The sequence below is a fragment of the Enterococcus sp. AMC2644 genome, assembly GCF_058216475.1.
This window is the reverse complement of record NZ_CM177095.1, coordinates 2086853-2101084: the sequence shown is the minus strand read 5'-3', so window position 1 is coordinate 2101084 and position 14232 is coordinate 2086853. Positions and strand designations below refer to the sequence as shown.

16 protein-coding genes are annotated in these 14232 nt (G+C 34.7%); 4 read left to right on the top strand and 12 right to left on the bottom strand.

Going from position 1 to position 14232, the window contains the following annotated elements:
* Positions 1-2: 2 nt before the first annotated feature.
* Together AC4BC5_RS10150 and yjbM are read right to left on the bottom strand one after the other, a co-directional pair.
* Entirely contained in the window at positions 3-800 is a 798-nt protein-coding gene (locus AC4BC5_RS10150) for an NAD kinase (RefSeq protein WP_490497537.1), read from the bottom strand.
* Positions 801-805: 5 nt separating this feature from the next.
* The gene (yjbM, locus tag AC4BC5_RS10145) at positions 806-1480 is read right to left on the bottom strand and encodes a GTP diphosphokinase (protein WP_490495280.1); all 675 of its coding nucleotides are present in this window, start codon (positions 1478-1480) and stop codon (positions 806-808) included.
* Positions 1481-1624: 144 nt separating this feature from the next.
* On the opposite strand from yjbM, the gene AC4BC5_RS10140 reads away from it, so the two are divergent.
* The 4 genes from AC4BC5_RS10140 to AC4BC5_RS10125 all read left to right on the top strand — a co-directional run bounded on the left by AC4BC5_RS10140 (position 1625) and on the right by AC4BC5_RS10125 (position 5466).
* The gene (locus tag AC4BC5_RS10140) at positions 1625-2194 is read left to right on the top strand and encodes a CYTH domain-containing protein (RefSeq protein WP_490495279.1); all 570 of its coding nucleotides are present in this window, start codon (positions 1625-1627) and stop codon (positions 2192-2194) included.
* An 85-nt stretch (positions 2195-2279) separates the two neighbouring features.
* Positions 2280-2921: a DsbA family protein gene (locus tag AC4BC5_RS10135; protein WP_490495278.1), complete on the top strand. Its 642-nt coding sequence runs from the start codon at positions 2280-2282 to the stop codon at positions 2919-2921.
* An 84-nt stretch (positions 2922-3005) separates the two neighbouring features.
* Positions 3006-4154 carry a cation:proton antiporter gene (locus tag AC4BC5_RS10130; protein WP_490495277.1) on the top strand — a complete coding sequence of 383 codons (1149 nt, stop codon included), beginning with the start codon at positions 3006-3008 and terminating at the stop codon, positions 4152-4154.
* Between the two features lie 163 nt (positions 4155-4317).
* Complete coding sequence (locus AC4BC5_RS10125) at positions 4318-5466, top strand: cation:proton antiporter (protein WP_490495276.1); 1149 nt, start codon at positions 4318-4320, stop codon at positions 5464-5466.
* Positions 5467-5532: 66 nt separating this feature from the next.
* On the opposite strand, the gene AC4BC5_RS10120 is transcribed toward AC4BC5_RS10125, so the two are convergent.
* The 10 genes from AC4BC5_RS10120 to AC4BC5_RS10075 all read right to left on the bottom strand — a co-directional run bounded on the left by AC4BC5_RS10120 (position 5533) and on the right by AC4BC5_RS10075 (position 14205).
* The gene (locus AC4BC5_RS10120) at positions 5533-6387 is read right to left on the bottom strand and encodes a MurR/RpiR family transcriptional regulator (protein WP_490495275.1); all 855 of its coding nucleotides are present in this window, start codon (positions 6385-6387) and stop codon (positions 5533-5535) included.
* Positions 6388-6641: 254 nt separating this feature from the next.
* A complete protein-coding gene (gene gnd, locus AC4BC5_RS10115; RefSeq protein ID WP_490495274.1) occupies positions 6642-7544 on the bottom strand; it encodes a phosphogluconate dehydrogenase (NAD(+)-dependent, decarboxylating) in 903 nt (300 codons plus the stop codon).
* A 134-nt stretch (positions 7545-7678) separates the two neighbouring features.
* Positions 7679-7855 (bottom strand): hypothetical protein, encoded by a 177-nt coding sequence (locus AC4BC5_RS10110; protein WP_490497536.1) that lies wholly within the window; start codon positions 7853-7855, stop codon positions 7679-7681.
* Positions 7856-8008: 153 nt separating this feature from the next.
* Positions 8009-8173 (bottom strand): hypothetical protein, encoded by a 165-nt coding sequence (locus tag AC4BC5_RS10105; RefSeq protein ID WP_490495273.1) that lies wholly within the window; start codon positions 8171-8173, stop codon positions 8009-8011.
* Positions 8174-8193: 20 nt separating this feature from the next.
* Entirely contained in the window at positions 8194-8706 is a 513-nt protein-coding gene (locus AC4BC5_RS10100; RefSeq protein WP_490495272.1) for an HAD family hydrolase, read from the bottom strand.
* 230 nt (positions 8707-8936) lie between these two features.
* Positions 8937-9650: an HAD family hydrolase gene (locus AC4BC5_RS10095; protein ID WP_490495271.1), complete on the bottom strand. Its 714-nt coding sequence runs from the start codon at positions 9648-9650 to the stop codon at positions 8937-8939.
* A gap of 194 nt (positions 9651-9844) precedes the next feature.
* Positions 9845-10027 carry an RpiB/LacA/LacB family sugar-phosphate isomerase gene (locus tag AC4BC5_RS10090; RefSeq protein WP_490495270.1) on the bottom strand — a complete coding sequence of 61 codons (183 nt, stop codon included), beginning with the start codon at positions 10025-10027 and terminating at the stop codon, positions 9845-9847.
* A 185-nt stretch (positions 10028-10212) separates the two neighbouring features.
* Positions 10213-12207, bottom strand: a complete 1995-nt coding sequence (gene tkt / locus AC4BC5_RS10085; RefSeq protein WP_490495269.1) for a transketolase — start codon at positions 12205-12207, stop codon at positions 10213-10215.
* A 58-nt stretch (positions 12208-12265) separates the two neighbouring features.
* Positions 12266-12910 (bottom strand): fructose-6-phosphate aldolase, encoded by a 645-nt coding sequence (fsa, locus tag AC4BC5_RS10080; protein WP_490495268.1) that lies wholly within the window; start codon positions 12908-12910, stop codon positions 12266-12268.
* 17 nt (positions 12911-12927) lie between these two features.
* On the bottom strand, positions 12928-14205 hold the full coding sequence (locus AC4BC5_RS10075) for a class II D-tagatose-bisphosphate aldolase non-catalytic subunit (protein WP_490495267.1): 1278 nt from the start codon (positions 14203-14205) through the stop codon (positions 12928-12930).
* Positions 14206-14232 lie beyond the last annotated feature (27 nt).

The window sequence follows — 14232 nt, the reverse complement described above, 5'->3', positions numbered from 1 at the left end:
ATTTACAATTCTCCAATAAATGCATCACGAACTCGATGCCAAAAATGCATGTGACGATACGACGCAAAATGAATTCGCTCGTCAGCAATTCGGTACTGAACCGACTCAATTTGATCTTGCTGGATGTTAAACTGATCAATAGTTACTAAATAATCGGTACTGTTTTGTAACTTAATCTCAACCCATTCTTGTTGTGCAACAACAATCGGTGAACCTAGCGTACGAAAAACCCGATTGTTCAAAGAGGCAATTTCTGCTAGTTGAAAAGCATTGATACTTGGATGCAATACTGCCCCACCGACACTTTTATTATAAGCTGTAGAACCTGTTGGCGTAGATACTGATAAACCATCCCCACGAAAACGTTCGAACAATTCATCTTTAATATATATATCTGCAACCATTGTCCGGTTCCCACGTTTAATAGTTGATTCATTTAAAGCTATAAAATGCTTATCAGGCTTCCCATTTCTGTACTTAATGCGTACATCTAATAATGGGTAACTAACACTTTTTTCTTGGTCTGTACATAAAGTTTCTACTAATTCTTCTAGTTCATAGTCACGCCAATCCGTATAAAAACCTAAGTGACCAGTATGCACGCCTAAAAAGCGAACTTTATCTAACTTATGGTTATAAAGATGGAAAGCCGATAACAAGGTACCATCTCCACCAACAGAAATGACGATATCTGGCTGGTCACGATTAATTTCGTGGCCTCTTTTGGTTAAAAGTTCATATAATTTGTCAGCAGCTTTTAAGGATTTCTCGACATGACTGTGAATCACAGCCACCTTCAATTGTCTCATAAAGATTCTTCCTTCCATTCCGCAATCTGCTGATAACGGCTATCGTTGGAACTGCCTTTGCCATGTGAAAATAAATGTTGGGCTTCTTGTATTTCTTCACGAATACTCGACATTTCTCCATCTAATTGATAGGCTGCTTCGGCCGCTCGTTTTAAACGTTCCCCAATTTCTTTAGGAAAATCACCTTGATATTTATAATTTAATGAATGTTCAATTGTTGCCCAAAAATTCATAGCTAATGTGCGAATTTGAATCTCTGCAAGAATTTTCTTCTCACCTTCTACTAGTTGAACAGGATACTCAATAACTAAATGATAGGAACGATAACCACTCGCTTTATGATTGGTTACATAATCTCGCTCAATAAGCACTTTCATATCTTTACGACTACGCAATAATTTCACTACTTCGTGAATATCTTCAACAAATTGGCACATAATTCGTAATCCAGCAATATCTGACATTTCCGATTCTATGCGATCAACTGGGATATTACGCAATTCGCACTTTGTTAGAATACTTTCGATTGGTTTCACACGTCCAGTGACAAATTCAATTGGAACATGCTGATTTTTTTCACGAAATTGTTTCCTGATTCCGCGAAGTTTGACCTTCAATTCTGCAACTGTTTGCTCATAAGGGGCTAAAAAACTATCCCAATTCTTTTCCATACACATTCCCTCATTTCTCAGCTAACGTTCACTTATCATTTTATCATAAGTAACCAAAAAGCTTTAGTGTTCCTTTACAGTTTTGTATAAAAAGTTGACGAAGCGCTCTTTCTAGGGTAAAAAGAAGAAGAGGAGCTGACAAAGATGAAACAACTTGAAATTGAATTTAAAACACTACTAACTAAAGCAGAATATGATTATTTTTGCAATTTTTATCATTTGAATGAACAAGATTTTCACACACAAACAAATATTTATTTTGACACACCTCAAGGAGATTTGCGACAAAAACGCTGTGGTTTACGAATCCGTCAATATGCAGACAAAGGGGAACTCACTTTAAAAACACCACAAGAAATTGGTTTATTAGAAACGACAGATTCTTTAACTTTAGCAGAAACCAAACGCTTAGTTGAAGAAAAAACAATTCTAACTACAGGAGCCGTTGCCAAAGAACTAGCGCAACTAGGGATTACTATCCAACAATTAACTATTTTAACTTCCCTGACAACTAAACGTGCTGAATTTGCTATTCCAGAAGGCTTACTAGCATTAGATGAAAGCTGGTACAACCAAAAACACGATTATGAATTAGAGCTGGAAGTTACAGATGCTCAAGTCGGAAAACAAGCATTCGATCGCTATCTTCAAGCACATGCAATCTCTTATTGCCCGGCAGAAAACAAAATTATTCGTGCCACTCGCACACTGTAAAAGGTTTTCATTTTCACTTTTTTGCTTTTTCTGTTAAAGTATAGATGATTTATTTTAGAAAGCACTGTATTTGGAGGAACACCTAGTGATTGAGATCTATTTGTTTATTCACCCATTTGGTTCATTTTGCTTAGAAGAAGAAACCAAATTAATCGATTTTATTAACGAAAGCCCTGAAAAAATCAACTTACAAATTTTACCTTTTGTTAATATGTCTACTACAACATCCGTTATGCGCAATAATGATTGGTATAAAAAAGATTTAGACGCTAGAAATACTTTTTTAAACCATTCTTATGCAGCAGCACTGGATTACAAAGCAGCCCAACAACAGGGCAAAAAATATGCACGCGCCTTTTTACTTAAACTGCAAACGGCGGTTATTTATCAAAAAACACCTTATTCACCACAACTAGCGGAGACTCTCTTCGCAGAAACCGGTGGGGATATTGATGTGTTTCGAGAAGATCGTCAATCAGCACTCGTTAAAGAAAAATTTTGGCAAGATCAACAAACAGCCAGAGACCTACATATTCAGCACCAAACTTCAGCCGTTATCTATAATTTTTATCGTGAAGAGGAATATGGCATTCTTTTACAAGGTGGCAATGCCTTGCGCACCATCCCTTCTTTGTGCCAACATGCCAACATATTTTCATCCTCCACACGTCTAAAACGGGCCAATGAACGTATACAAATAGAAATACCCAGATTAAGATTACTGTAAGCTGCAAACCGTTAGAGCTATTTCTAACGGTTTATTTTATGCTATACTTGTATCATTACTTTAAATTTAGAAAGGTTGAAATATATGGCTTTTATTGGCACTCTCTGTCTCATTTTAGTAACAACGACTTTAGCTTCACATTTTTCTAGAAGAATTGGTATACCTGCTGTAATTGGGCAGCTCTTAGTCGGAGTTGTCTTGGGTAGCGCAGGGTTAAAACTTGTCCATTCTACTGAATTGGTACATGAATTTTCTGAAATCGGGGTTATTTTACTAATGTTTTTGGCCGGTTTAGAAAGTGATTTAGCACTGCTACGCAAATACTTTAAACCAGGCTTATTAGTGGCCGTTTTTGGAGTGGTTTTACCGCTTATTTTAGGCTTAGGAACCGGTGAAGCCTTTCAAGTTAGTTTTAAAGAATCCGTCTTCTTTGGCATCATTTTAGCGGCAACTTCGGTTAGTATATCCGTTGAAGTGTTAAAAGAATTAAATGTGGTTACGACCAAAGAAGGTTCCACCATTCTGGGCGCATCGGTTGTGGATGATATTTTAGCAGTTTTAGTGTTGAGTTTAAGTATCCCACTATTTACAGGAGGAGCAACTAGCGAGACGCCATTATCGCTATTACTCATCGAGCAAGTACTTTATTTTGTACTTATTTTTGCGTTAGTTAAATGGATTGCTCCTTACTTAATTCATTTAGCAGAAAAATTGTTTGCAAATGCTGCAATAATCATCACTTCACTAGTCATTTGCTTAGGGATGTCTTATCTTGCTGATTTTGTCGGTCTAAGTTCTGTAATTGGTGCCTTTTTCGCAGGAATCGCTGTGAGTCAAACAAAAGTTAAACAAGAGGTCATGCATAATGTGGAAGCTTTAGGTTATGCCATCTTTATCCCAGTTTTCTTTGTTAGCATCGGTTTAGATGTATCCTTTGCCAACTTTGGAGAACAACTATTATTTATTGTTGCTTTCACTATTGTTGCAATTGTGTCTAAACTATTCGGTGGTTTTCTCGGATCAAAAATTGCTGGCTTTGACAACAATAGTTCGTTGATGGTTGGTGCCGGTATGATTTCTCGCGGTGAGATGGCGTTAGTCATTTTACAAATCGGTCATCAATCAAAAATGATTGAACCGCAGTATTACTCACCTTTAGTTGTCATTATTCTATTAAGCACCTTACTTTCCCCATTAATTTTGAAATATTTTACTAAAAAAGTATATTCATAAAAAACTAGGTAGAGAATTCTCTCTATCTCTTTTTTTATGAAAAAATCCTCACTTTTCCTCTTACTATGTGAAAAAAGTTAGGATTACCAAACTTTTTTAGTGCATCCGCTTTCCTAAAATGGTACAATTATTTTGTTACTTTAAATAAGAAAGGTCGGATGTTATGGAATTTATTGGTATTCTATGTCTCATTCTTGTGTCGACGACAATCGCGTCACATTTATCGAGGCGAATTGGCATACCAGCTGTTGTTGGGCAACTTTTAGTCGGAGTGTTACTAGGAGGAGCAGTACTTAATTGGGTTCAGTCAAGTGAACTTGTGCATGAGTTTTCAGAAATTGGTGTCATCTTATTAATGTTTTTAGCTGGATTAGAAAGTGATCTCGGCTTATTAAAGAAATATCTAAAACCTAGTTTGTTAGTTGCAACGTTTGGTGTTATCTTCCCCTTGGTTCTTGGTGCAATTTCCGGAACCGCATTTCAAATTAGCTTTCAGGAATCCTTCTTCTTCGGAATTATTTTATCAGCAACTGCAGTAAGTATTACTGTCGAAGTTCTAAAAGAAATGAACGTCATGAATACAAAAGAAGGCTCAACAACTTTAGGTGCATCAGTTATGGATGATGTCTTAGTTGTTTTAGTTCTAAGTCTAAGTATTCCACTTTTAACAGGTTCCTCTACAAACGGTACGCCATTACCCCTTCTAATCTTAGAAGAAATTGCTTATTTCTTTCTAATTTTCATGTTGGTAAAATGGATTGCTCCTTATTTAGTCGATTTAGCTGAAAAGTTATTTGCTAATTCTGCTGTTATCATTGTTTCACTCGTAATTTGTTTGACTATGGCTTATCTTGCTGATTTTGTCGGTTTAAGTGCTGTTATTGGTGCCTTTTTCGCTGGGGTTGCAGTAAGTCAAACAAAAGTACAACAGGAAGTAATGCACAATGTAGAAGCATTAGGTTACTCCGTATTTGTTCCAGTCTTCTTTGTTAGCATTGGATTAGATGTTTCATTCGAAAACTTCAAATCACAAATGCTCTTCATAATCGTCTTCACACTTATTGCTGTTGTCTCTAAACTTCTAGGCGGTTTTACAGGTTCAAAACTTGCTGGATTTAGTACGAACAGTTCCTGGATGGTCGGTGCTGGAATGGTCTCTCGTGGTGAGATGGCCTTAATCGTTTTACAGATTGGCTACCAAGCAGGATTAATCGATCCTAGCTATTATTCACCGTTTGTCATCATTATTCTATTAAGCACAGTAATCGCACCATTAATTTTAGAATTCTTCACAAAAAAAGTGTACCCATAGAAAAAGAAGCTTTGAGCACACATTCGCTCAAAGCTTCTTTTGTTTTGCTAATTAGCTTGGCTTTCACTAAGCATCCTCCGATGAAAGTCGCGTTTTATTAATAATCGCTCGTGATTTCAATAGGTATTCTTCATTATCATCTACTTTAATGGCATAAATCATAAATAATGCATCGACAAGCGCAATTTGTGCGAGTAGTGAGGAAACAGCTTCTGGTCGATATTTTGTCTCATCTGAAACAGAAACCAGGATAATATCACTCAACTTAGCGAGTGGCGAGTGGCGGTTACTAGTAATCGTAATAATAGGAATTTTCTTTTCACGGGCGATTGTTGCTAATTGAATCACATCTTTATTGTGACCCGTATGTGAAATTAAGAAAAGACAATCCCCTTCTCCCAATTTGGTGAGAGACATCATCTGTAAATGATAATCCTGAATGTACGTACAATTCAATGATGATCGTAAAAAACAATGAAAAGTATTCATGGCAACAACTTGTGATGCACCCAAACCAAAAATGCTACAGGTCTTCACTCGTGCCAATAAATCAACTGCTTTTTCTAAATCTTCTTCTATTAAGATTGATTGTGTCTCATCTAATGACACCTTGCTCATATAAAATGAGTTTGTAGCAATCTCAACAAATGAATCATCTTTGGTAAGATTTGGAAAAAACTTAGATGGTTTCGTATCATGCCCCTCATATACTTTCAAACGCATTTCTTGATAAGATTGATAACCTAATTTTTTAGATAGACGTGAAATTGTAGCAATTGAAACATTTATTTTTTTAGAAACATCAGAGATTGTCATCATACTAGCTGCTGCGACATCTGCAAGAATAAAATCAATCACTGTTTTTTCTGCTTTTGTTAGGTTTTCATAATTACTTTTAGCAATACTTTGAAAATTAGACATATAACTCCTCCCCATTCATGTTAAATGACCAAACATCTTTGGTAAATCATAAAATAAAGCTGCCACAAAAGCAAGTTCCATTTCTAATCTTAGAACAAATAAAATCGCCGTGAAGCAGATACTTCACAACGATTTTTTATTTTATAGTGGCGTCACTATTGTATCGGGTTGTTTGTGCATATCACCTAAAGATTTCTTCTGAAAACAACTCGAATAAATGGCTGCTACTATTCTGCTCCTTTTGACAATAGTCATCATTTGATTGTTTTCATTGCGTGTCCTCCAAAACCATTTCGTAAAGAGGAAACAACTTTTCCAGTAAATGTATCTTCTTCTAAAGAACGGTAGCGCATCATTAATGACATCGTAATCACAGGAATGGCTACTTGTTTTTGTAATGCTTCATCCACTGTCCATTTTCCTTCGCCTGAAGAATACATAATCCCTTTTACTTTATCTAGTTTTGGATCATTCTTAAATGCTTCTTCCGCTAATTCAATTAACCATGAACGTATGACAGAACCGTTATTCCATAATCGAGCAACTTTTTCATTGTCAAAGTCATATTCAGAATGTTCTAGTAAATCAAATCCTTCACCAATCGCAGCCATCATGGCATATTCAATGCCGTTGTGAATCATTTTTAAATAATGACCACTTCCTGATTTTCCTGTATAAAGATATCCGTTTGGACATGAAATCTTCTCAAACAGAGATTCTACAAAGTCAAAGGTCTCTTTGTCACCACCGACCATAAAATTCCCACCATTTAATGCACCGCTCATGCCACCAGAAGAACCACAATCTAAAAATGAAATTCCTTTCATTGCTAGGTATTCATAATTTGCAAGAGAGTCTTTGAAAAATGAATTTCCACCATCGATGACGATATCACCTTCAGCTAATAATTCACCCAATTCGATCAGAACCTGACGTGTTACACAGCCTGCAGGAACCATTAACCAGATTACACGCCGACCTGATAAAGCAGCAACCACTTCAGATAATGAACCGACTTGATTGAAATCGCCTTCAATTCCAACTTTACTTTCTTTGTCATATCCGATTACCCTAATCCCGTTTCGGATCATGTTTTTGGCTAATCCTAATCCCATTTTACCTAGACCAATCATTCCAATTTCATTTATCGTTTCCATTATTATTTATCCCCTAACTATTATTTTTCTTAACTCTATAATAAGAAAATAATTTACATTTGTCAAATAATAACAGGAAATAATTTACAAAAACTATAAAAAAAGGAGATTGGATTCCTCCAACCTCCACTTTTTTACTCATACCATGAATAATGGAAAATACCTTCACGATCCGTACGTTCGTACGTATGTGCTCCAAAGTAATCACGTTGTGCTTGAATAATATTCGCTGGTAAGCGTTCTGAACGATATGAATCGAAATATGAAATCGCTGAAGAGAATGTTGGCACAGGAACATCTGCTTCAGTCACTAGTTTTACAGCAGCAATTTTAAATATTTTGTCAAATGGACGTCTTGGCATAATCCAGATTCTCACTTTCCTTTATCTTTTTATCTAGTTTGTTATACCCAGTCCAATCCTCTTAGCTATTTTTATTTTATAAAAATGACTACTTGATTTTAACTACAAAAGCTCCTCTAACACTTCCAGTAAAGTTTTTTTATTATTAATAATATAATCTGGTTTAACAACGGTTGTTGGCTCTGGATGGTTACGTTGATTACTCCAAATTGCTTTCCACCCTGCGCTCTTAGCTCCAATAATATCATTCTGAAAGGAATCTCCCACAAAATAAGTATCTTTTCTAGTTAGTTTGAGTTTTTTTCTGCTAAATAAAATATCTCAGGATCTGGTTTAGCAACTCCAATTTCAGATGAAATAAATATGTTGCTTTCAGGAATCCATTTTTTTAACTGTAATTGATTAATTTTTCTCTTTTGGTGATCTAATGGTCCATTTGTAATAATCCCGAGTATTGCTTGCTTTTCTTTACAATAATCCAATGCATTAATCATACCTGGCGTAAGTTCAATTAACTGTTGATATTGTTGATAAGTCTTTTGAAATTCCATAGCTTCCTCGCTGGTAATTTCATAATCAAAATAAGCCAAAGCTTTTCCTATACGATATCTATGCATTTCTTCCATAGTCATATTGCCACTTTCTGATAAATGAAAAACTTCATCACTATATTTACGACTTAAAATATAGAGCGTTTCAATTGAAACATTTGGAAAATTAAAATGTTTTTCATATGCTTGTTGAAATGGGTGTAATTGATCATACAATGTATCATCTACATCAAATAATACAGCTTTCATAATTAACTCCTTTATAAAACTACTATTCTAGTTATTTTAAAATTGTTGCAAATTACTTAATAATAAGAACTGAAAAAACAGAGACGAACCTTTGAATTAAAGGATAAAACAGACAGAAAATATAAGTGTTGCCATAAAAAAACGTTTCCTGTAATTAATATAAATGATAAATAAAAAAATAAACACCTCATTTGATTGCATTAGCATAGTGCAATCAAATGAGGTGTCGTTTAATTAAAGATAATTTTGCTAATAATTGTACTTAATTCATTAGGAGTTTCTACAATATAATCAGCTAAACAAACTTTGGGCTTTTGATAGTTTCTATAATTTACCCATATGGTATTCCATCCAACTGTTTTTGGTCCAACAATGTCATTTAAGTAATTATCTCCAACATAATAAAAATTCTCATTTTTAGAAGGCAAAGATATTTTTCTTTCAAAATACTGAAAAATATCTTTGTTAGGTTTTGAAATACCTAGTTCTTCAGATATCACCATATTATTTCTAGGAAACCATCTTGCTAAGTTTAATTTCTCTATTTTTTTTGATTGCTTTGTATAGGTGCCATTGGTAATAATTCCTAAAATTTGATTCTTTCTAACAAGAAAGTCAAGTAAATTATCCATTTTAGGAAACAACTGTATTTCATCTTGATACTTATCAAAATTCATTTGAAATTTAATTGCCTGCTCATCAGTAATCTCTATATCATAATCCAGAAGAGAACGTTTAATTCTGTATATATGCATTTGCTTTAATTTTGTTTTATCGAATCCTAAAGAAAATGTCTCATCTCCATATTCTTTCATCAATTGATAAAGATGTGGAATGTCTAAAATTTTATCATTAGGAAGATCTAAACTATTAATAGCTTTACCAAATGCACTTTGTTGATCATACATTGTATCATCAATGTCAAATATAAAAACATTTTGCATCAACTTCCTCCTCAATTTTTTTACAATTACCTTACCTGTATTACTCCTAATGAACTTAATACAGGTAATCAATTTTAACCTTCTTACTTTTCAAGCGTATCAATTCTATTTTGATAACGATTGCCTTGAAAATCAATATCTAGCCAAAAAATCTACAATCTTTAGTGTCAAACCATAACCAATTACATGTTGATCTAAACAAATAATAGTGCATTATTGTGCTCTTTAGTAGCTATCTCTGAAAATACACCTCTCATAATTGATATATGAATGACCTTGTTGATATTGGTCGCAATGCACGTTCTGGATCCTGTTTCACAACCTAAAATTCCATAATCTATTTCTTTATCTAGAATAGCTTCCGAAACTTTTTGCACATAGTTCGGATAATTTACACTAACAATTGCCTTATCCGTACAAAAATCTTCATAAGCGATTTTTCAATTCGACAGATGTGCTTTTATATTTTCTTCTAATGAGTAGTTCCATGATCTGAAGAAACAGTAACGTTTACATTCTCTCATCCGTTTTGTAATCATATTTGTTTACCAAATGATATTAATTAAAATGAATTATACGTATTTACTACGTTTTCAACGGTAAAACCATATCTTTCAATAACAGTATCTCCTGGAGCACTGGCACCAAATCGATTTACACTAATCATTTTTCCTTGTAGTCCCACATAACGTTCCCAACCAAAACTTGCACCCATTTCAATTGATACTCGTTTTAAAACAGTCGTTGGCAATACAGATTCTTTGTAGACTTCGTTTTGCTGTTCAAATAAATCAAAACTTGGCAATGATACAACCGATACATCTTTACCAGATTCAAGTAATCTTTTTTGAGCATTAATTGCTAAGTTTACTTCTGAGCCTGTAGCTATTAAAATTCCTTCTGGAAATTCTCCTTTTTGCTTAGAAATGACATATCCTCCTTTAGCTACTCCTTCTGTTGCTAATCTATTTGTATCTTCAATTACAGGTAAATTTTGACGACTCAAAACTAAAACAGTAGGTTTATCTTTTGAAGAAACAGCTACTTTCCAAGCAGCAACCGTTTCATTTCCATCCGCTGGACGAATAACTTGAACATCTGGCATACAGCGTAAGCTAGCCAATTGTTCAACCGGTTCATGCGTTGGTCCATCTTCGCCAACAGCTACGGAATCATGTGTTAACACATAGGTCACTGGCAACTTTTGTAAAGCACTTAATCGTACCGCAGCTCGTAAATAGTCTACAAAGACAAAGAATGTCCCACCATATACTTTCGTACCACCATGCAATTGAATCCCATTCATAGCAGCAGCCATTGCAAACTCACGTACGCCAAACCAAATATTTCTACCAGCATAATTTTCTGGTGTAAAATCAGATTCTTCAGAAACCATCGTATTATTAGAAGCCGAAAGATCAGCCGAACCACCCCAAAAAGTTGGGATATTTTTTGATAAAACCTGAATAATCTCTTTGCTTGTCACTCGACTTGCGGCACTTGTTCCAGTACTATAAGTTGGTAAATTTTCTGCCCATGTATCTGGTAATTCATTGCTAAATGCTTTTTTATATTGGGTAGCTAATTCAGGGTAGACTTCTTGATAACTGTCAAAAAGAATTTGCCAATTTTTCTCTGCACGTTGCCCTTCACAAACAATTTGTTCAATAAAATGACTACGAACTTCTTTCGAAACATAAAATGATTCTTCTGTGTCCACACCATAAAAAGTTTTTACATTTTTTGTATCATCAATACCCAAAGGTGAACCATGTACTTTAGAAGTACCTTCATTTACAGATCCATAGCCAATAACTGTTTTTACTTCAATCAAAGTAGGCTTGTTTGATTGCTGTGCTGATTTTATAGCTTGATAAATTTCATTTAAATCATTTCCGTCTTGTACCAGTAAATATTCCCAACCATACGCTTCAAAACGTTGTCCTACATTTTCAGTAAATGCTTTTGAAGTCGGGCCATCAAGTGAAATGTCATTCGAATCATATAAAACAATTAGTTTATTTAGTTTCATATGTCCTGCCATAGAAGCAGCTTCCTGTGAAACACCTTCCATTAAATCACCATCACCGCATAGTGCATAAGTATAATGATTGACAATTGAATAATTTTCACGATTATACGTAGCCGATAGATGAGCTTCAGCCATGGCCATTCCTACAGCCATAGCAATCCCTTGACCTAGGGGACCAGTGGTTGCTTCAACGCCTTCTGTATGAGTAACTTCTGGATGTCCAGGTGTTATTGATCCCCACTGACGAAATTGCTTTAAATCATCTAAGGAGACATTGTATCCTGATAAATGCAGCAAACTGTATAATAAAGCTGATCCATGTCCCGCTGACAAAACGAAACGGTCTCGATCTGTCCAGTTTTTAGAAGTAGTCGGATTGATTTTTAAAAACTTACTCCATAAAACATACGCCATAGGAGCTGCTCCCATAGGTAGTCCTGGGTGACCAGAATTTGCTTTTTCAATAGCATCAATACTCAAAGTACGAATGGTATTGATGGCTCTTTGATCAATTTTACTAAACATAATTCTCCTCTTTTCTCAAAAAGAATAGCTAATCGCACGATCAGCTATTCTCTTTACTCTATTTATTAAATGCTTCCCAATCTTTCAAAAATGTTTCAATTCCCTGATCAGTTAATGGATGTCCCCATAAATTTGAAAATAGATTTCCAGGAATTGTCGCAATATGAGCGCCTAGTTTAGCTACTGCTTCAATATGTGCTAAATTACGAATACTTGCTGCTATAATCTCAGAATCAAAATTGTAGAAGTCTATAATACTTCTTAAATCTGCTATTAATTGATACGCATTCGTTCCGATATCTTCTAAACGACCTACAAAAGGACTGATATAAGTTGCACCAGCTTTCATCGCCATTAACCCTTGTGCAACAGTAAAGATAAGCGTTACATTCGTTTTAATCCCTTCATTTGACAATACATGCACTGCTCGTAACCCTTCTTCAGTCATAGGAATTTTTACAACAACATTTTCTGCCCATTTAGCAATAATTTTTGCTTCTTTGATCATCTCGTCTGATGATAATCCTGTAACTTCTGCACTGACCGGCCCATCTACAATCGAACAAATTTCCTTGATTACTTCTTCAAAATCCCTGCCCTCTTTAGAAATGATAGTCGGATTTGTTGTTACGCCATCTACTAATCCTAAAGCAGTGATTTTCTTGATTTCACTTAAATTAGCTGTATCTAAGAAAAATTTCATTCCTTTTTTCCTACCTTTTATTTTGAAATATTTTTGATTCGAGTAGTTACACCTTTAAGGTTATAACATTCTGCATAATCACGAATTGGACGTTTGATATGATCAATAACATAACGTTGACCATCAATGTTATGCTCTTTCAAATTAGCATATAATTTTTCAATTTCAGCTTTTACTTCATCATCATTAAATGTGTAATGTCCTGCAATATCCAAGATATCAGCTTGTAGTTCTTTATCACCTGAATCTAGAATTTGTTCAACAGTCAATTCTTTTTGTTCACCAACCATCCATTTTCTCCAACGCTCACTCTTAATTGCATGAATCAATAATGTTTCACGAGTATTAGAAGCTTTTTTCACCAAATCATTTTCAACTAAGCGAGCTTCAACTGCTGCTAGATTTAAATATGCACGAGTTTCCTCTGTTCCATACTGAGGAGCAACATTCGTAGCAGTAATTTCAGATGGAATATGTTCTAATAATGTTACATCGTCTAAATAGTCTCCATTGTGTTCTTTTAGTCCAACACCATACTGTTTAGCCATTTGAGCCAAATCATATGCATTTTTAAAATTAAATGTACCTACTTGTTCTGTTTTACGAGTCAATGTCCCCGTTTGGCCTACAATAAATGTAGGCATTGGTAAATCACGTTTTTCCAATTCATCTTTTAATTGTAAAATAAATGTTTCATATGTTTCTGTCGAAGTCAATCCACCATTTGTTTCTTCAGTTCCAACTTCATACCCAATTTCAGGTAAATTACGTGATTTACGTTCTTTTTCACAAAACTCAATTAAGTCTACAGTTCTTTCTAATACTGTATCTAATGGAATTACTTTTCCAACTTCGAAAGGATCTTTTGTGGGATCAATCATCAACAAATCAAATCCAGCTTCAATATCAGCTACATAAGATTTTTGACCTAGCTCCATAGCGATTTCTGTTGGTAGGTGATCATTACGTTCTTTGTCACGTTGCCAAGGTCCACCATGATCACGACATAGATAATACAAATTATCATAACCAATTTCTTCGGCAACTTCTTCTACTGCTTGAGCGAAAGTAAATTGGTTCCAGCCATTTACATAACCACCACCTAGTTCATCGGCATCAACTTGGTTACGACTTGCGATAAACATTACTGGATAGTCATCTTCTTTTGACAATTCTAGAGTCGCTTGCACACAATTTTTGGACATTGGTCCAATACCTAACAATGTCGCACTTTCCCCCGTTTTTTGTAGATCAAGTAAACCTTCTACAACTGTTTTGATTGGTAATTTTTCCATTATTCTTTCATCTCCATTATTTAATTT

What these genes read in the sequence shown, in the direction of transcription:
- yjbM (WP_490495280.1), bottom strand. Translation starts at nt 1,480, where the DNA reads ATGGAAAAGAATTGGGATAGTTTTTTAGCCCCTTATGAGCAAACAGTT.
- AC4BC5_RS10140 (WP_490495279.1), top strand. Translation starts at nt 1,625, where the DNA reads ATGAAACAACTTGAAATTGAATTTAAAACACTACTAACTAAAGCAGAA.
- AC4BC5_RS10130 (WP_490495277.1), top strand. Translation starts at nt 3,006, where the DNA reads ATGGCTTTTATTGGCACTCTCTGTCTCATTTTAGTAACAACGACTTTA.
- AC4BC5_RS10125 (WP_490495276.1), top strand. Translation starts at nt 4,318, where the DNA reads ATGGAATTTATTGGTATTCTATGTCTCATTCTTGTGTCGACGACAATC.
- AC4BC5_RS10120 (WP_490495275.1), bottom strand. Translation starts at nt 6,387, where the DNA reads ATGTCTAATTTTCAAAGTATTGCTAAAAGTAATTATGAAAACCTAACA.
- gnd (WP_490495274.1), bottom strand. Translation starts at nt 7,544, where the DNA reads ATGGAAACGATAAATGAAATTGGAATGATTGGTCTAGGTAAAATGGGA.
- AC4BC5_RS10100 (WP_490495272.1), bottom strand. Translation starts at nt 8,706, where the DNA reads ATGAAAGCTGTATTATTTGATGTAGATGATACATTGTATGATCAATTA.
- AC4BC5_RS10095 (WP_490495271.1), bottom strand. Translation starts at nt 9,650, where the DNA reads ATGCAAAATGTTTTTATATTTGACATTGATGATACAATGTATGATCAA.
- tkt (WP_490495269.1), bottom strand. Translation starts at nt 12,207, where the DNA reads ATGTTTAGTAAAATTGATCAAAGAGCCATCAATACCATTCGTACTTTG.
- fsa (WP_490495268.1), bottom strand. Translation starts at nt 12,910, where the DNA reads ATGAAATTTTTCTTAGATACAGCTAATTTAAGTGAAATCAAGAAAATC.
- AC4BC5_RS10075 (WP_490495267.1), bottom strand. Translation starts at nt 14,205, where the DNA reads ATGGAAAAATTACCAATCAAAACAGTTGTAGAAGGTTTACTTGATCTA.